We start from the raw sequence: 17,821 nt of genomic DNA on the forward strand, positions 1-17,821 counted from the left end.
GCGATTGACTTGCGACTGAAAGGAGCCTTTTCGCCGGAGGCGGACCTTTTTCGCCGGAGGCGAATCCTTTGCGACCCGCCGCAGGCGCGGAGCATCCTTTCTTTTACACCTCACACAGAGGGCACAGAGGGAGTCTCTGTGTAAGGCATCAAAAAAAGCCACCCCTTACAGGATGGCTCTTCATATATCTGTATGTTCTTCAGCTTACGCTTGAGAAAGCTCAAACGTGTAGCCTTCCATGATCGGATTGGCGAGCAACTTCTTGCATGCTGTATCCACCATTTCTTTGGCTGAATCTTCGTTGTCGGCTTCTACTTCAAGCGTGATGTGCTTACCGATGCGAACGTTATCAATCGAAGCAAGGTCGATGTTCTTCAAACTGTGAGTAACTGTTTTACCCTGTGGGTCCAACAAAGCCGGATGTGGCATTACGTCAATTTCAGCGCGAAACTTCATGGCGATGAATTCTATTGTCAATAATTGAAATAAGAAGGTACAAAAGTACAACTATTGCGAGACCTGGAATACCAGACAGCGCGAATATTATAATCGATCCAAGAATTAACAGATATCTAGCTTGGTTTCCCTTCCATTTAAAGTTCTTGAATTTAAGAGCCAGCAAGGGAATCTCAGAAACTAATAGGAAACAGGAAATGACTGTCAACACACATACCCCAATGAAAATGGTATTAAAACCGAAATCCAACAATCCTTCTTCTAGAGTGTATACCACTGATAAGATCAGAATAGAATTAGCAGGAGTCGGGAGACCGATAAATCTATCGGACTGCCGTGTATCCACATTGAACTTAGCCAATCGATAGGCCGAAAACAACCCGATAAGCAAAGGGATATATGTCCAAATTGCTGGACCTGAATAGCACCAAAGTGGCTCAGAAGCACTTTTAGACCCGCATTCAAAAGGGTTTAGTTGAATGGTAAGCATAAGAGCAATTGCCGGTGCAACTCCAAAGCTCACAACATCAGCAAGAGAATCTAGTTGTTTCCCTAAATCACCACTCACTCCTAACAAACGAGCCACGAATCCATCAAAAAAATCTAAGAATGCCGCGAGACCTACTAAAATAATTCCCAACAAATAAGCCCCTTCTACGAAAGACAAAATTGCTAACATACCGCAGAGCATGTTGCCTAAAGTGAAAAGATTTGGAATGTGTTTCTTCATGAGGCTAAGATAGGGGATAACCTCACAATGAAGTGCGCAATGATTTTCTCGCAGAGAAAGAGAGATTCTAACAAATTCTCTGTGTCCCCTGGGTCTCTGTAGCCTGCTCGATACGGCGGGGTGAGACCTTAACTCATCTAATTGCATGCCCGGCACGAGCTAAAGCAACGTGCCTATTGTCAAATTTCTCCGTCCACCTGTGAGTTAAAAGCAACGGCTTGCTGAAATCGACATCAGTCATTAATATTATGTGGCGATTATGCAGGTTGCTCGACTATTGGCAGCAGAACTACACCACACACATCCCCGCGAACTCTGCCCACCAAGCACAGCCTCTCTTTCTCTGCGAGAGATTCAAACAAATTCTCTGTGTCCCCTGTGTCTCCGTGTGAGGCCAATAAGTAAGCGAAACACACCACGCACATCCCCTGCGAACTCTGCCCAACAAGCACAACCTCTCTCTCTCTGCGAGAGACTCATCACCCCAAAGACAGCGAAGCAATCCTTTTCCTATCTTCCAACTATGAATTTCCTCGCCCACCTTTTTCTTTCATTCGACGACGAAGACGTTGCCATTGGCAATTTTGTTGCCGATTCCGTTAAAGGTGAAGGCCTGCCACAGCACTCAGCGCGCATTAAAACCGGTATTGCCCTGCATCGCGAAATCGATTATTTCACCGATCATCATCCGGTCGTAGCGCAAAGCAAAGCCAAGTTGTGGGATAAGTATCGCCATTACTCAGCGGTGCTGGTAGACATTTTTTACGACCATTACCTCAGTCGGACCTGGAGCGAATGGCACGAAGAAGACGTGGCTCATTTTGCACACCGACATTACGAGATGTTCAATAATCGTCACAGCGAGCTGCCTGAACAAGTTCAGCACATGTTGCCTTATATGATTGAATACGATTGGCTCACAAACTACCAGTATTTAGAAGGCATGCAGCGTGTTTTAAACGGCATGAGTCGACGCGCCTCATTTCAATCTAAAATGGAAGAAGCTGTGCAAGATCTGCGTACATTCGATTCGGAATTTGAAGCTGAATTCAGAGTGTTTTTCCCCGAGCTAATCCTGTTCAGCAAAGCAAAACTTGAGCAACTAAAAGAAGAGGAGTAAATGAGTACAGACCGCCAGAATGAAATGCATGTTGAAGTTCGACATCTCGAACCCTCAGATTATGACGATCTGAAAAGTGCCATGCTGGCGTCGTATTCAGAACTGGATGACGCCTATTGGACCAAGAAGCACATCAAAGACCTCCTCAACACCTTTCCAGACGGCCAAATCGGTGTCTATGTCAACCAGCAATTAGTGGGCGCCGCCCTGTCCCTAATCGTGAAGTACTCCAAATTCGGAGACAATCATACCTACGATCAAATTACCGGAGGCGAAACCTTTAGCACACACGATTCAAAAGGAGACACCCTCTATGGCATCGACATTTTTGTGCATCCCGAATACCGAGGATTAAGACTCGCACGACGCCTTTACGACGCACGTAAGGAGATTTGCGAGAACTTGAATCTACGTGCCATCATGGCCGGCGGTAGGATTCCTAATTATGCTGAATTTGCTAAGGAATTGACTCCAAAGGAGTACATCGACAAAGTCAAGCATCAGGAAATTCACGACCCCACTCTCTCCTTTCAGCTCAGCAATGATTTTCACGTCCGAAAAGTACTCACCAATTACCTACCCGGTGATGCCGAGTCCAAGGATTATGCGACGCTACTCGAGTGGATAAACATCTACTATCAACCTGAGGAGAAGTTAATCAATGCACCTAAGCAGACCGTAAGAGCCGGCTTGGTGCAATGGCAGATGCGCCTCTTCCCCACGTTCGAATCACTCGTTTCACAAATTGAATTCTTTGTGGATTCCATTAGCGGATACGGTTCCGATTTTGCTCTTTTCCCCGAACTCTTCAATGCACCGCTCATGGAGGAGTTCAATCACTTGGGTGAGCATGAAGCCATCCGTGAAATGGCGCAATACACCGATAAGTTGGTAGATGTTTTTCGTGATTTCGCGGTGAGCTACAATGTGAATATCATTTGTGGATCGATGCCACGCGTGGATGAAGAAGGTCATCTCAAGAATACCTCCTACCTCTGTCACCGCAATGGAAACATCGACGCCTACGACAAAATCCACATCACCCCAGCTGAAGTAAGCGCATGGGGAATGAAAGGTGGTGATATGATTCGCGTTTTCGACACAGATGCCGGCAAAGTTGGTATTCTGGTTTGCTACGATGTTGAGTTTCCCGAGTTACCTCGACTTCTGCGAGAACAGGAGATGCAAATCCTATTTGTGCCCTTCCTAACCGATACGCAAAACGGTTACATGCGCGTTCGATCTTGCGCTATGGCACGTGCGGTAGAAAACGAATGCTACGTAGCTATTGCCGGTTCCGTAGGCAACTTACCGAGGGTGAATAACATGGATATCCAATATGCGCAATCGGCAGTTTTCACGCCATCTGATTTTGCCTTCCCAAACAATCAAATTAAAGCAGAGGCGACGCCAAATACAGAAATGACTTTGATTGTAGACCTAGATTTGGATCTACTCAAAGAGTTACATGTTCACGGAAGTGTTCGCACAATTACAGACCGTAGAACGGATTTGTACGATATCAAATGGAAGGGTCAGAAACGGTAGTAGAGATTCGCTCTCACATAGCCGCGGGCCCCGTAACCGGCCATAACCTCAATGCCAAAGTCTCCGCCATACCCAATAACAACCGGATCTAACTGGTAGTGATAGTCGTACTGCGTGTAATCAAGTTCGTTGAGGCTAGGGTTGAATCTGCCGATATCTACTCCTCCACCAATCAACAAATTCCCGCCTAATCGCCATTTGCCACTGGAGTAATAGTCCCATCCAAATAACCCCATAAGGGTGGCATGGTGAATATAGTAGGCACCAACAACATCGTCCGATTGACTCACGTCGCCGTCACTTCGTTCATATCCAAAGTCAAAACCCACCCGAAATCCAGAATACTGAGGTCCAGTGCTCCAGTTGGCATAGTAAACTAGTGAGCTGTTCCTGTTGGCAATGATGAACTGCTCGCCACCCGGACTCTCAAACGCTACGGGAATCTCTTGATAAGAACTATGACCAGCGCCAATCCTGATTTCGTGGACACGCTTCTCTTCATCTTGAGCAAGAGATGAAAATGAAAGTAGAAGTCCGAAAAGTAGAAGTCCCGAGAAATGAAATCGTGCGTTCATGAAACGAAGTACGGAAACAATGCTGAATTATTGTGCATACATGGGCTTGTCAGAAATAAAAAATCCCGACAAGATTGTCAGGATTTTTGTGCCCCAGGCGGGACTCGAACCCGCACGAGCATTTCGGCTCAAGGGATTTTAAGTCCCTCGTGTCTACCAATTCCACCACCAGGGCGGGGCGCTCAAAGGTAACACATAGCTGTGTTCTCTGGCAAAAAAAAATCCCGCTGTTGCGGGACTTAGAGCGAAAGACGGGATTCGAACCCGCGACCCCAACCTTGGCAAGGTTGTGCTCTACCAACTGAGCTACTTTCGCGTTTTCCGTGGCCATTGGCCTAACGGGATGGCAAATGTAAGGCAAAATTGATTTCTGTCAAGTGACACCACTAAAAAAATTAAGCCTCGCCCAATTTCTTCTTCATCTCATTCAGAATCATCAAGGCCTCTACAGGCGTAAGCGTATCAATTTCAACACGTTTGATGTCATCACGCAATTCCTCCAACAATGGATCATCCAACTGAAAGAAACTCATTTGCATCTCTCCACTTGGCTTTGATGGGTCCGCCTTACCGCTCTTTTCACGCGTGCTTTCCAAATCAGCCAGCATTTTCTCCGCCTTGTGGACCACATACTTAGGCATGCCCGCCATTCCTGCAACGTGAATACCAAAGCTGTGCGCACTCCCACCCGGCACAAGTTTTCTCAAAAAGATGACTTCTTTGTCCAATTCCTTCACCGAAACGTTGAAGTTCGCAATACGAGGAAACAGATTGGCCATTTCATTTAACTCATGATAATGCGTTGCAAACAAGGTTTTCGCCTTTGTTGGATGCTCATGAAGATATTCCGCAATGGCCCAGGCGATTGAAATCCCGTCATACGTGCTGGTCCCTCGACCAATTTCGTCCAGAAGAATAAGACTGTTTTCCGAAAGGTTGTTGAGAATGCTTGCCGTTTCGGTCATCTCCACCATAAACGTAGACTCCCCTTGAGAGATATTGTCACTCGCACCCACGCGAACGAAAATCTTGTCTAGCAGACCAAGCCTAGCCTCCTTAGCAGGAACAAAAGACCCCATCTGCGCGAGTAGACTAATAAGCGCGGTTTGACGCAAAAGAGCAGACTTACCAGACATGTTAGGACCAGTGATCATGATAATTTGCTGGTCTTCACGGTTGAGCATAACATTGTTGGCCACGTACTGCTCTCCCGCATGCAATCTTTTTTCAATCACAGGGTGACGACCATCTACGATATCAATAGTATCGCCTTCGACAATCTCAGGTCGAGCGTAATTCTCTTTTAATGCCAAAGACGAAAAGCCCAGGAGCACATCAAGCTCAGCTAGTACTCGGGCATTTTTCTTGAGCGTGGAAAGATATTTTGCACATTCCCTCACAAGCTCCTCATAGAGTTGGCCTTCAAGCGCCAAGCTTCGCTCTTCGGCTCCAAGAATCTTGGACTCATACTCCTTAAGCTCATCGGTAATATATCGCTCCGCTGAAACGAGTGTTTGTTTTCTCACCCACTCAGGCGGCACCTTGTCTTTATGTGTGTTTCGCACCTCCAAATAGTATCCAAAAACGTTGTTGAAGGCAATCTTTAAGGTCGGAATTCCAGTGCGTTCACATTCGCGCTTTTGGATCAATTCCAGATGATCTCGACCACTTTTCATGAGTGAACGGAGTTCATCCAACTCTTCGTGAACGCCGGTTCGAATCACTCCACCTTTTTGAACGTGCACCGAAGGCTCGTCTTCTATCGTCTCTGCGATTCTTGCCAACAACTCGGGAATTGGGGTGAGTTGCGACTGCAGATGATGAAGTGCCTCGGCATTCTCTTGCGAAAGTGTTTCATGTATCTCGCCAATAGCCTGAAGCCCAAATTTCAGTTGATTTAACTCGCGTGGAAGTATTCTACCCGTACTCAATTTGGACACTAAACGCTCGAGGTCATGCACTTTTACGAGCACATCTCGAATCTCCTCGCTCCAATGGGGGTTCTCAACAAAGTGTGCAACGGCCGTGTGGCGGCGCTGTATTTCATCTATGGTTTTTAGAGGAAGCGCCAGCCATCGTTTAAGGAGACGAGCACCCATCGGAGAAACCGTTCGATCGATAATATCAATTAATGCAACACCGTCTGGACTGTTACTGTGAAACAGCTCTAGGTTGCGAATGGTGAAGCGATCCATCCATACATGGTGATCTTCCGCCAAACGACTTACAGCGGTGATGTGCTCTAGGCGGTGATGCTCAGTTTCACGCAAGTAGTGCAGGATTGCACCTGCGGCGATAGTGGCATCTTCCAGATCTTCAATACCAAAACCTTTGAGGTTGACGGTATTAAAATGGCGTGTAAGCGATTCTTTTGCTGTGGTAGATTGAAACACCCAATCCTCTAAGGCATAACTGTACAAGCGTTCGCCGTACACTTCGAAAAAATTATTTCGCTTTTGTCGATTGTAAAGCACCTCACTTGGGCCAAAACTCTGGATGAGTTTCTGAATATACTCTGGTCTACCTTCGGCAACAACGAAGTCTCCCGTGCTCACATCGGCAAAGGCAACTCCGTGAATATCCTTGCCCATGTGTACTGCGGCGAGGTAATTGTTCGATCCGCTCTTGAGGATTTGATCGTTGAGCGTAACGCCTGGTGTAACCAGTTCGGTCACCCCGCGCTTGACGATAGTTTTAGTCGCTTTTGGGTCCTCCAATTGATCGCAAATCGCAACTCGATGTCCAGCCTTTACAAGTTTCGGCAGGTAGGTATCCAACGCATGGTGAGGGAAACCTGCGAGCTCAATTTCGGATGCAGAGCCGTTGGCACGTTTGGTTAAGACGATATCCAACGTTTTGGAGGTCTTGACCGCATCTTGACCGAACGTCTCGTAAAAATCACCTACACGAAACAACAGAAGTGCGTCGGGGTGTTTTGATTTAATCTCGTTGTACTGCCGCATGAGCGGCGTCTCGGATTTTTTACCTGCCAAGACCGATGGGATTTGAGTTACCTTTGCTTTCCTGCGAATATAACAAAAGGCCATGCGTAAGCTTAGAATGTCGGAGCTCAATCGAATGGATGTCGAAACATTTCGTCAATCCAAGAAGATTCCGGTGGTAATTGTCCTCGATCGAATAAGAAGTTTGCACAACGTAGGATCCATATTCCGCACGGCAGATGCGTTTCGCTTGGAGTCGATTCACCTATGCGGAATAACCGCTACGCCACCGCATCCTGAGATTGATAAAACGGCCTTGGGCGCAACCGAATCTGTGCCTTGGAAGGAATACTCCTCAACCACGGATTCCATTAATGAACTCAAGAGCGCGGGATACCATACCTATGCGGTCGAGCAAACTACTTCAAGAGTTTGGCTCGATGAACTCGTACTTCCAGAAAATGTAACCGGAATTGCGGTAGTGATGGGGCATGAAGTTACGGGCGTTGACCAGGAAGTCTTAGAAGCTTGCGATGGATGTATTGAAATTCCTCAGCTCGGCACAAAGCACAGCTTGAATGTGAGTATTTCGGCCGGCATTGTGATGTGGGAGTTGTTTAAGCGATTGAAAGGGGGGATTTAGGAGATGCTTCGCAAAGGATTCGCCTCCGGCGAAAAGGTCTGCCTACCGGCAGAAAGTCCGCCTCCGGCGGAAAGGCTCCTTTCAGTCGCAAGTCAATCGCCTACCGGCGGCTTGAAAGACTCCAGTTGGTCGTAAGAACAGCTACCTCTCCGCGATCTCTCTCCATCACGTATATTCCCTCATATTCTCTGCGAGAGACTCCCTCTGTGCCCTCTGTGTCTCTGTGTCTCTGTGTGAGGTGTAAAAGAAAGGATGCTCCGCGCCTGCGGCGGGTCGCAAAGGATTCGCCTCCGGCGAAAAAGGTCCGCCTCCGGCGAAAAGGCTCCTTTCAGTCGCAAGTCGATCGTCTACCGACGGCTTGAAAGATTCGCTTTGGCCGCAAGAGTAACTAGCCCTCCGCGCCCTCTACCCACCACGTAAAACCTCCATTTCTCTGCGAGAAACTCCCTCTGTGACCTCTGTTTCTCTGTGTGAGGTTCCTCCGCGAACTCTCTCCATCACGCATATTCCCTCATTTTCTCCGCGAGAGTCCCCTCTGTGACCTCTGTTTCTCTGTAGCCTGCCCGACCACCGGCGGGTGAGGCAACAAAAAAGCCCCGACATCTTTCGACGTCGGGGCCTTCATATATTCTAACCGAGAATTAGTCCATCAAGCGGAACTCTACGCGGCGGTTGATGCTGTTGTTGTTTCCAACTTGAGCACCTTCACCTTTACCAGTCACTGTGAAGCGATCTGCAGAGATTCCGTAAGTGTTAACGAGTACGTCAACTGCTGCTTGAGCACGACGCTCAGACAAGTTGAGGTTGTACTTCTCGCTACCTACAGGGTCAGCATGACCGATAACTTCGAACTTAACGTCCTCGTTAGCCATCATGATCTTAGCGATTGTAAGTAGACGCTGCTCGTTAGCGCTAGTTACACGTGCGCTGTTGAATCCGAAGAATACATCAGGCAAGAATGCGTTGGCCATATCGCCACCCATTCCAGACTTGATTTCACGACCTTGGAAGTTAACCATTGCACCCTCCTTAGAGTTAGGCTCTTGGTCACGGCTGTTAGGCACTCCGTCGCCATCGTCGTCCATCTCACGACCTGTAGCGTCAACTTGAGCACCACGTGGAGTGAAAGGATCCTGATCGATATCGTCAGCTACACCGTCGCGGTCAACGTCCATAGCAACACCAGAACCGTCAACAACGTATCCTTCTGGAGTTTCGTTGTCTTTGTCCATTGCGTCAGCTACACCGTCACCGTCAGAGTCAGTTGTCATAGCAGTTACCTTGTCGTCAAGCTCTTGAACTGTAACAGCAAGATCGTTGATTGGACGAGCGTAAACAATGCTAGGCTTGTCATCAGATGCACCGAAGTTGTAAGTAACACCGATACGGATGTGGTTTGTTCCGTCAAAAGCAGTACCGCTTTCTACGTTATCAGACCAGTCACTGAGAACCATCATAGTTCCGAGGTAACGCATGTCAAGATCCCAAGATGAGTTCAACTTGTACTTAACGAGCAAACCACCACGAACGATGATTTCGTTGTGACGTTCTGTACGATCAACGATGATGTTATCGTTCGCGTCGTAAATGCGCGGCATAGAGCTAGAAAGACCTACACCACCGTAAGGAATCCAAGACCACTTGCTCTCCTTGTATGATCCTTTATTGATCAATGAAGAAACGTTCACTTGAAGGTCAACCCCAGCATTCATATCAAATGCAGTGAAGTAAGCATCTACACGCTTACCTTGGAATTGATTAATGCCCAAGTTTCCAGAAACACCAATAAGGTGGCTGAACCACTTTGTAGCGTAGAGAGAGGCACCGAAACCGAGGTTACGGCCGTCGATGTTGCTTTCAGGGTAAAAGCCATAGAGATCACCATAGAAGTGATTCAATCCAACGTCGACCCCTGCGGACCACGTTGTATACTTGTCTGAGTAAGACTCACCGTCTTGCGCAAAACTGCTTAGGCTGAATACACCCGAAGCGATGAGGAGTAAGGAAAACTTTCTCATAATAAAAGAAGAGTCAATTAATTCTTCGGTCGAGTTTGATGTTATAAACTGGAGCAAAAATAGGAAATAATTGATGGGAATGGCAAAAGCCACTAAAATAACTCTGCGTTAATCTTGTTGCACCACGTGTCGACCTGGAGACCAGTTCCACTCTAACAATTCGTCAACAAAGGCCATGAATTTTTCATCATTCGCATAGTCATCCCCCGCAGGCTCAACTACTAAAGTCACCAAATCAGGGCGAGACCTATAAAAATCGAAGTAGCCTTTTTCAATAGAATCAAGGTACTCAGGGTCGATGTCCTGCTCGTAAGATCGACCTCTTTTTTCAATGTTTTTGAGGAGTCTCTCCACCGGAATATGCAAGTAAATAACTACATCTGGATAAGGCACCTGCTGAAACAAGAGTTGATGCATCTTCTTGTAAACACCATATTCCGCATGGTCTAATGTTTTGCCAGCAAAGATGAGCGATTTGTACGGCGCGTAATCCGCAATGATTCGCTCACTAAACAACTCCGTCTGCCTTACCTCCCGATTCAACTGCTGAAATCGCTCTGCCAAAAAGGACATTTCCAACGGAAAAGCATACTTCTCCGGGTTCTCGTAAAACGATGGCAAGAAGGGATTATCTTCAAACTGCTCCAAAAACATCTTCGCATTCCATCGCCTGGCCAAATTCCTGACCAACGTCGTTTTTCCAGCTCCAATATTCCCCTCAAAGGCTATAAACCTATTCTTCATTCGTCCACTCGGGTTACCACCGATTCATCTTTACACTCGTCCAAAAGCTCTTTTTGAGTTAAACCCAACACAGGGTGTACCCTCTCCGACCAGTGTTCATTCAAAGGAACTAAAGTAAAACGTCTCTCAGGAATCTTCGGATGAGGAACCGTGAGATTTTCTGAATTTATCACCAAGTCTTCAACATATAGTATGTCTACATCCATGGGCCGATTCGAGTAACCCGAACCGCTTCTTTCCCTTCCCAATCGCAATTCTAAATCCAAGCATCTTTCAAGCAGGAGCTCAACATCACCCACTTGCGATAGCTCAACGACGGCATTCAAGAAGTCAGGACCTTCAAAGCCCCAAGCGGGTGAACTATACCATGCAGACATTCGTTCAACGTGGTAGAACTTTGAAAGCTCTGCTACAATGAACGCACCGTTTGAGCGAACGTCGCCTTCGTTACCGCCTAATAGAAGTAAGGTGTGTGCGTAATGACGTCGCTCAGTCATGAACTTTTGTTAATTTCCCGCATTCTTCAATATCAAATCAATGAAAGCTTTTTTTAGAACCTACCTCGCCTCCTTTCTAGCTGGCATGACCTTATTCTTCCTAGGATTAATCGTCCTGCTCGCTTCCGGAGGATCCAAAGATAAGCCCATTGCTAGTGACAGTGTCCTTCACATCAAATTCTCAGGTGTGATGCAAGACTATGTTCCTAGAAACAACTTTCCAACTCTAAATGAAATCCTCGGCGAACAAGGAGCTATGTCGATGGAAGAAATCGTTTTCAATATTTATAAAGCCGCGGCCGATGAAAATATTGAATCCATCTTCTTGGATATCGACCTCTTCTCTGCTGGCACTCCACAGCTCCGAGAAATCCGCACAGCACTTCAAGTCTTTCAAGATTCTGGCAAGCACGTGAATGCCTATGCCTCCATCATGACGCGTCCTGGTTATTACGTTGGAAGTGTTGCCGATTCACTTTGGCTTTCTCCCACAGGTGTAATGGAATGGAACGGCTTAGCATCTTCTAGACCATATCTCAAAGGTGCCCTAGACAAGTTAGGCATCAAAATGAATTTGATTCGTGGAAGCGACAATGCCTACAAAAGCGCTGGCGAACCTCTCATTGCTGAAAAAATGAGCGACGCCAACCGCGAGCAAATTTCATCCTATCTAAATAGTGTTTGGATGTCTTCACTCGAAGATATTGCGTCTGATGGAAGAGTTACAGTCGAATCGCTAAATACGCTTGCCGACAACGGCGTGATTGTTCGTCCCGAAGAAGCACTCGAAGCTGGACTCGTAGATGCACTACTCTACGAAGATGAAGTTATGGACAAGTACTATCGTTCTGGCGAGTACAAATACTCTACGCTGGTTTCCGTGAAACGATACAGCCGTGAGCCATCTACAGTACGAGGTGATTTCCAAAATAGAATCGCAATTCTTTATGCGGAAGGTGACGTCGCTCTTGGCAAAAGCTCTGATGGCACCATGGGTTCTGAAACAATTGTAGAAGCGCTTCGCGACATTAGAACGAATGACAAGATCAAAGCACTCGTTCTTCGCATCAATTCACCAGGTGGAGTATCGCTTGCTGGCGACGCCATGTGGCGAGAAGTTCAACTCGTTCGCGAGGTTATGCCCGTTGTAGTATCCATGGGCAATGTCGCCGCTTCTGCTGGATATCAAATCGCAGCTCCGGCCGACACCATCGTCGCACAGCCTCAAACGATTACCGGTAGCATTGGTGTATTCATGCTTTATCCTACCGCGGAAGAGTTGATGAACGAAAAGCTCGGAATACATTTTGAAACCGTTGCCACCAACGCCATGGGCGACTTCGGAACTTTTGATAGACCGCTTACCGAGGCCGAATATGAAGTACTTCAAAAAAATGTGGACCATTTCTACGGTCACTTCAAAGATCAGGTTGCAAATGGAAGAGGTCTCGAAAGAACGTATGTCGATTCCATTGCTAGGGGACGAGTTTGGACAGGCACACAAGCACTCAACAATGGATTGGTTGATGTTCAGGGAGGGTTAATCGATGCCATTAGAATTGCCAAAGAAATGGCCAATCTCGAAGGCGCCCCTCGCATTTCGTCATACCCTCCATCTACTGATCCGCTCAACGAGCTCCTTCAATCGATGTCTGCCCAGCAGCGCTCAAGCATAGAAGCTGAATTGGGACCACTCGCTCCGGTATATCAGCAATGGAAAGAAATAGAACCAATGATGGGCATCCAGAAAAGAATGACCGAATATTCGATGGAACAACCCCTCTAACATCTTTTTTGTGAAGGATTCGTACGCATTAAATGCAGATCTAAGTGAGAAGGCGCAAAAGAGCGCCTTTTTGCTTTACATCTTCCTCGCCGCCGTGTTCGTTGGATCACTCATCACGTGCAATCTGATCGCGAATAAGTTTATCGAAATCGACCTCGGCTTCAAAACTGTGGTCATTTCAGCAGGTGTTTTGCCCTACCCCATCACCTTCCTCATTACCGATGTACTTTCTGAGGTATACGGACGTAAAAGAACGAACCATGTGGTCATCGCTGGATTCATTGTAAGCCTATTCGTTCTATTCATTTTGTGGCTCGGACATATCTTTCCAGCAATTGATGGATCACCAGTAACCGACGATGCCTACAACCAGGTTTTCAAAAACAGCGACAGAGTTATCCTCTCCTCCATGACAGCTTATCTAACCGCCCAATTGGTAGATGTGCGACTTTTTCATTTTTGGAAAAGACTGACAAAAGGAAAGCACCTTTGGTTGAGAAATAATGCCAGCACACTAGTTTCGCAAATTGTAGACACAACCTTGGTAGTTGGAATTATTTTCTACGATAGAGAATCTGTTGGAACTATCGTCGGATACATAGGAGATGGTTGGATGTTTAAGGCCTCTGCTGCCCTTATTGATACGGCATTCATTTATCTGATTATGTACGGTATTCGTCGGGTTTTCAAGCTTAAAGTCGGACAAGAAATACACCTTTGATACGCAAACTTCTCAACGACTCACGTTTTTGGCTGGTCGTAAAAATCAGTCTTGGACTTCTCTTCCTCGCCTACTTTGCCAGCAAGTGGGAGGAGTTTGATCTAGACTTGTTAGTGAGCGAGTGGAATGCTCAAGAACACTCGAGCCTATGGTTTACGGGTATTGCTTTTACCCTATTGTTTGCTGTAAACTGGATCTCCGATACGTACTTGTGGTGGATGGTTGTACGAACACAGTTGAATATCACCTTCAAATCCGCCTTTGAAATCAACCTGATCTCGCACGCGGTGGGCATCATGACTCCTGCAAATGTGGGTGAGTACGGAATCAAAGCCCTGCACTTTACCGAATTGGGTAAGAAACGTCAAAGTGCACTTCTGACCTTTTCATACCGTGCCGCAAAATGGTTCGTAAAATCTGCAGCTGGGCTTGCCGCGGGAATATGGATATGGAGTTCGTCCAACAATACCCTTGTAGCCATATGCTCCGTCGCATTAGCGGGGCTCGTTCTTTCCTACGCTTTTATTCCGAAGCTCCTCAACAAGACCTATCACAGTAAGATAGGACGGTGGGCATTTGATGAAAAGGAAGATCGCGAATGGCAATTTAAATCCTCCAACTTCTGGAAATCGACACTCCCTGCAATGGTCAAGTTTGCCAGCTACACAGGTCAACTTGCCCTACTCATAGCCTTGGGTTCGTCTATGGGTATTGAAGAAGCCTTTTGGCGCAGCTCCGCGATTTACTCCCTGGCCTCCTTCATTCCAAGCTTGAGCTTATTTGACCCCATGGTTAAAACAGGAATTGGAGAACTGGTTATGACCCCACAAGGCGTCAGTCTAGCATGGCTCGCCATCAGTACGACGATAGTTTGGGTTACCAACCTAGGCATCCCTTCGATTATCGGGTACATTTTATGGCTGCGCAGAAGAGATTAAAACTCCAAGAGGACATGCCTTCCTTCGTGCGATCTAACATTCATTACAGCCCCAGAACTGAAGAGCAGATACTGTCCACGAATCCCCACCAACTTACCCTCAACACTTCCGTTTTTTTCTAGGTTAACCGATTTTGCCTTTGTAGGATATTCAGTTACAGGGTATTCTATATGAGTGACTTCATCATTTTCTGAGATGAACTTGGCGTACTCATCGGGCACATACTGCACAGCCTGTTTCTTCTCGGTCAACAGATCGATTTCAACATCTTCTCCCTTCACCATTCTTTGCCAAGGGGTTTTGTCAGACATATGCGCTTTGAGCGCGACTTCAATTTGTCCTGCTTCAAATCGATTCTCCGTTTCGGCCAGCACAATAGCCTCCCTCGCTCCTTGGTCGATCCATCGCGTTGGACGTTGGCCAATTCGAGTGACTCCTACCTTCAAGCCCGCAGAATTTGCCAAGTAGACCAAATGCGGCTGAAGTTGGTACTTCTTTTCCCATTCCAAGTCACGATCTTCTTCGCCTAGGTGGGCCTTGCTGAGTTCAGGTCTCAAGATGGCATCCCCCGCCTCGGGCTTTTCAAAGAAGCATTTTCGGCAAAAATTCATTCTGAAAACCTCGCTAACCAAATCACCACAGAAGCAGGTGATTTGATTTAAATATGTCATTTTCAAATCCTTACCGATCAAATCATTCATCATGATGAAATCATCCCCAATTTCGAGGTAGTATTTCACTTCATCTTGAAGATTCGTCTTCATCTTTGCCAAAGGACCGGAGTAGCGCATAAATTTCACTTACATTTACAGAACCAAAGTTACCTAGAACAATTGGCAATCGACCCAGTAAATAAGCTCATTGCATGGCAAATGAGGCGCCGATACGGGAAAATCGAGCGTTTCATGCTGAATCCACACCAGGTTCAGGAAGAGCTTCTATTGAAATTGGTCAAGAAAGCTGCCAATACAGAGTGGGGTAAGCGCCACAACTTCAAGTCGATTTCAAGTTTTTCAGATTTTCAGAACTCCGCGCCTTTGCAGAACTATGAGAGTTTAAAGGACGATATCGATAGAATCCGACTTGGCGAGCAAAACATCCTTTGGCCAACAGAAATCAAATGGTTTGCGAAAAGCTCGGGAACCACGAGTTCAAAGAGCAAGTTTTTGCCCGTAAGTCTGGAAGCCATTGAGCAAAACCACTTCAAAGGTGGAAGAGATTTACTCGCCTTCTATTGCAACGAGATACACGAAACGACCATGTTCTCGGGCTACTCATTAAAGCTAGGGGGCAGCACCACGCCAAACTCGTCGAATCACGAAACCTACTACGGCGATTTATCCGCCGTATTGATAGAAAACCTTCCTTTCTGGGTTGAAATGCGCTCTACTCCGAATCAGGCCATTGCATTGATGGAGGAATGGGAAAGTAAAATTGAGAAGATCGTCGACCGAGCCATTAAGCAGAATGTGACCAGCTTATTTGGGGTTCCTTCTTGGATGCTCGTGTTGTGCAGACGTGTGCTTGAAAAGACGGGAGCTGACAACCTGCTTGAAGTATGGCCAAACCTCGAGTTGTACGCGCATGGAGGCGTAAGCTTCACACCGTATCGGAAGCAATTTGAGGAGTTGATACCTAAAGATGACTTCGTATACCTAGAAACCTATAATGCCAGCGAGGGTTTCTTCGCCATTCAGGATACCGTTGAAAGCCAGGGCATGTTACTTATGCTCGACAATGGCATCTTCTACGAGTTCATTCCAATGAGTGAATACAAGGGCATTGAAAGTCGAACTATACCACTTCACGAAGTTCAGCCTGACGTCAACTACGCCATGGTAATTACCACGAATGCTGGATTGTGGCGATACATCATTGGAGATACCGTTAAGTTCACGAGCACGGCTCCTTATCGCATTGAGATAACCGGGAGAACAAAACTCTTTATCAATGCCTTTGGCGAAGAGCTTATCATTGATAATGCCGAGAAAGCGATCAAGCAAGCCTGTGTGCGAACTGGCGCAGAAGTAAAGGAATATACAGCTGCCCCGTACTATATGGAGGGTCAGGATTCAGGAGCCCATGAATGGATTGTGGAATTCTCCAAACGTCCATCTAACCTCGAAGACTTCGAGACTGTGCTTGACGACAGCTTACGTGAGCTCAATTCCGACTACGAGGCGAAGCGTCACAAGAATATGGCGCTTAAAGCCCCAATCGTTCACGAGGCAAAGCCCGAATTATTCCACCAGTGGCTCAAGCAAAAGGGCAAGCTTGGCGGTCAACATAAAGTGCCGCGCTTGGCGAACGACCGAGTCTTGATTGAAGAGCTTCTTAGGCTCCAAAGAGACACACATCTTTAGTCAATTTTAGTACCTTAGCTCGCCCTCGAGGGTTGATTCTAACTAGCAGAATATAAGAAGCATGCATATTGCAATCGCTGGCAATATCGGTTCGGGAAAAACCACGTTAACCGGTATGCTTGCCAAGCACTATAATTGGGAAGCGCATTACGAAGATGTTGAAGAAAACCCGTATCTCGATGATTTCTACTCCGAGATGCAGCGTTGGTCATTCAACCTCCAGATTTACTTTCTCAATTCGAGATTTCGTCAAGTAGTTGATATTCGTAAGGAAGACAAAAAGGTCATTCAAGATCGAACGATTTATGAGGATGCCTACATCTTTGCCCCGAACCTTCACGCGATGGGCTTGATGACTTCTCGTGACTTCGACAATTACATGTCGCTTTTCCACTTAATGGAGTCGTTTCTTCAACCGCCAGACTTAATGATCTACCTCAGGGCTTCAATCCCGACGCTCGTAGATCAAATACAGAAGCGTGGCAGACAGTACGAGAATAACATTCGCCTGGACTACCTAAACCGTCTAAACGAGCGCTACGAGGCGTGGATATCGAACTACGACCGTGGTAAGCTTTTGATCATTGATATTGATAGAAACCGTTTTCCTGAAAATCCTGAAGACTTGGGTGAGATCATCAATAAGATAGACGCTGAAATAAACGGTCTCTTCTAAATCAAACTCGATCGAAACCGTCAAGCATAAAAAAACCCCGCAATTGCGGGGTTTTTGTTTATGT

Annotated in this window: 16 protein-coding genes and 2 tRNA genes; 8 read left to right on the top strand and 10 right to left on the bottom strand. The window is 46.6% G+C overall.

The window, feature by feature from the left end; genetic code table 11:
• Nucleotides 1–204: 204 nt before the first annotated feature.
• Nucleotides 205–456 (bottom strand): phosphoribosylformylglycinamidine synthase subunit PurS, encoded by a 252-nt coding sequence (gene purS, locus F8C67_RS14015; protein WP_151668493.1) that lies wholly within the window; start codon nt 454–456, stop codon nt 205–207.
• The gene (locus tag F8C67_RS14020; RefSeq protein ID WP_170266481.1) at nt 440–1,186 is read right to left on the bottom strand and encodes a CDP-alcohol phosphatidyltransferase family protein; all 747 of its coding nucleotides are present in this window, start codon (nt 1,184–1,186) and stop codon (nt 440–442) included. Before F8C67_RS14020 ends, purS begins: the two co-directional genes overlap by 17 nt.
• Before the next feature lie 523 nt (nt 1,187–1,709).
• Here F8C67_RS14020 and F8C67_RS14025 point away from each other — a divergent pair.
• Nucleotides 1,710–2,306 (top strand): acyl carrier protein phosphodiesterase, encoded by a 597-nt coding sequence (locus F8C67_RS14025; protein ID WP_170266482.1) that lies wholly within the window; start codon nt 1,710–1,712, stop codon nt 2,304–2,306.
• Nucleotides 2,307–3,854: a bifunctional GNAT family N-acetyltransferase/carbon-nitrogen hydrolase family protein gene (locus F8C67_RS14030; protein ID WP_223277574.1), complete on the top strand. Its 1,548-nt coding sequence runs from the start codon at nt 2,307–2,309 to the stop codon at nt 3,852–3,854. It begins immediately after the preceding gene.
• On the opposite strand, the gene F8C67_RS14035 is transcribed toward F8C67_RS14030, so the two are convergent.
• From F8C67_RS14035 to mutS, 4 genes are all read right to left on the bottom strand, one after another.
• Nucleotides 3,842–4,429 (bottom strand): hypothetical protein, encoded by a 588-nt coding sequence (locus tag F8C67_RS14035; protein ID WP_151668496.1) that lies wholly within the window; start codon nt 4,427–4,429, stop codon nt 3,842–3,844. The genes F8C67_RS14030 and F8C67_RS14035 overlap by 13 nt on opposite strands.
• 89 nt (nt 4,430–4,518) lie before the next feature.
• A tRNA-Leu gene (locus F8C67_RS14040) sits at nt 4,519–4,604 on the bottom strand.
• 68 nt (nt 4,605–4,672) lie between these two features.
• Nucleotides 4,673–4,745 (bottom strand) — tRNA-Gly (locus F8C67_RS14045).
• Nucleotides 4,746–4,824: 79 nt separating this feature from the next.
• On the bottom strand, nt 4,825–7,392 hold the full coding sequence (mutS, locus tag F8C67_RS14050; RefSeq protein ID WP_262714219.1) for a DNA mismatch repair protein MutS: 2,568 nt from the start codon (nt 7,390–7,392) through the stop codon (nt 4,825–4,827).
• Nucleotides 7,393–7,474: 82 nt separating this feature from the next.
• Here mutS and F8C67_RS14055 point away from each other — a divergent pair, with 82 nt between their 5' ends.
• Nucleotides 7,475–8,014 carry an RNA methyltransferase gene (locus F8C67_RS14055; protein ID WP_151668498.1) on the top strand — a complete coding sequence of 180 codons (540 nt, stop codon included), beginning with the start codon at nt 7,475–7,477 and terminating at the stop codon, nt 8,012–8,014.
• A gap of 641 nt (nt 8,015–8,655) precedes the next feature.
• On the opposite strand, the gene F8C67_RS14060 is transcribed toward F8C67_RS14055, so the two are convergent.
• From F8C67_RS14060 to folK, 3 genes are all read right to left on the bottom strand, one after another.
• Complete coding sequence (locus F8C67_RS14060; protein WP_151668499.1) at nt 8,656–10,032, bottom strand: OmpA family protein; 1,377 nt, start codon at nt 10,030–10,032, stop codon at nt 8,656–8,658.
• A gap of 108 nt (nt 10,033–10,140) precedes the next feature.
• Nucleotides 10,141–10,776 carry a deoxynucleoside kinase gene (locus F8C67_RS14065; RefSeq protein ID WP_151668500.1) on the bottom strand — a complete coding sequence of 212 codons (636 nt, stop codon included), beginning with the start codon at nt 10,774–10,776 and terminating at the stop codon, nt 10,141–10,143.
• Nucleotides 10,773–11,273 carry a 2-amino-4-hydroxy-6-hydroxymethyldihydropteridine diphosphokinase gene (gene folK / locus F8C67_RS14070; RefSeq protein WP_151668501.1) on the bottom strand — a complete coding sequence of 167 codons (501 nt, stop codon included), beginning with the start codon at nt 11,271–11,273 and terminating at the stop codon, nt 10,773–10,775. Before folK ends, F8C67_RS14065 begins: the two co-directional genes overlap by 4 nt.
• Nucleotides 11,274–11,313: 40 nt before the next feature.
• On the opposite strand from folK, the gene sppA reads away from it, so the two are divergent.
• Genes sppA through F8C67_RS14085 form a run of 3 tightly spaced genes read left to right on the top strand, consistent with a single transcriptional unit; the run spans nt 11,314 to nt 14,718 of the window.
• Nucleotides 11,314–13,059, top strand: a complete 1,746-nt coding sequence (gene sppA, locus F8C67_RS14075; RefSeq protein WP_151668502.1) for a signal peptide peptidase SppA — start codon at nt 11,314–11,316, stop codon at nt 13,057–13,059.
• 10 nt (nt 13,060–13,069) lie between these two features.
• Nucleotides 13,070–13,780, top strand: a complete 711-nt coding sequence (locus F8C67_RS14080; RefSeq protein ID WP_151668503.1) for a queuosine precursor transporter — start codon at nt 13,070–13,072, stop codon at nt 13,778–13,780.
• Nucleotides 13,777–14,718 carry a hypothetical protein gene (locus tag F8C67_RS14085; protein ID WP_151668504.1) on the top strand — a complete coding sequence of 314 codons (942 nt, stop codon included), beginning with the start codon at nt 13,777–13,779 and terminating at the stop codon, nt 14,716–14,718. The genes F8C67_RS14080 and F8C67_RS14085 overlap by 4 nt, the downstream gene beginning before the upstream one ends.
• On the opposite strand, the gene F8C67_RS14090 is transcribed toward F8C67_RS14085, so the two are convergent.
• Complete coding sequence (locus tag F8C67_RS14090; protein WP_223277575.1) at nt 14,715–15,482, bottom strand: DUF2797 domain-containing protein; 768 nt, start codon at nt 15,480–15,482, stop codon at nt 14,715–14,717. The genes F8C67_RS14085 and F8C67_RS14090 overlap by 4 nt on opposite strands.
• 108 nt (nt 15,483–15,590) lie before the next feature.
• On the opposite strand from F8C67_RS14090, the gene F8C67_RS14095 reads away from it, so the two are divergent.
• Entirely contained in the window at nt 15,591–17,081 is a 1,491-nt protein-coding gene (locus tag F8C67_RS14095; protein WP_223277576.1) for a GH3 auxin-responsive promoter family protein, read from the top strand.
• A 61-nt stretch (nt 17,082–17,142) separates the two neighbouring features.
• Complete coding sequence (locus F8C67_RS14100; protein ID WP_151668507.1) at nt 17,143–17,757, top strand: deoxynucleoside kinase; 615 nt, start codon at nt 17,143–17,145, stop codon at nt 17,755–17,757.
• Nucleotides 17,758–17,821 lie beyond the last annotated feature (64 nt).

It is taken from the genome of Phaeocystidibacter luteus (assembly GCF_008933115.1).
In the GTDB taxonomy this organism is placed as follows: domain Bacteria; phylum Bacteroidota; class Bacteroidia; order Flavobacteriales; family Schleiferiaceae; genus Phaeocystidibacter; species Phaeocystidibacter luteus.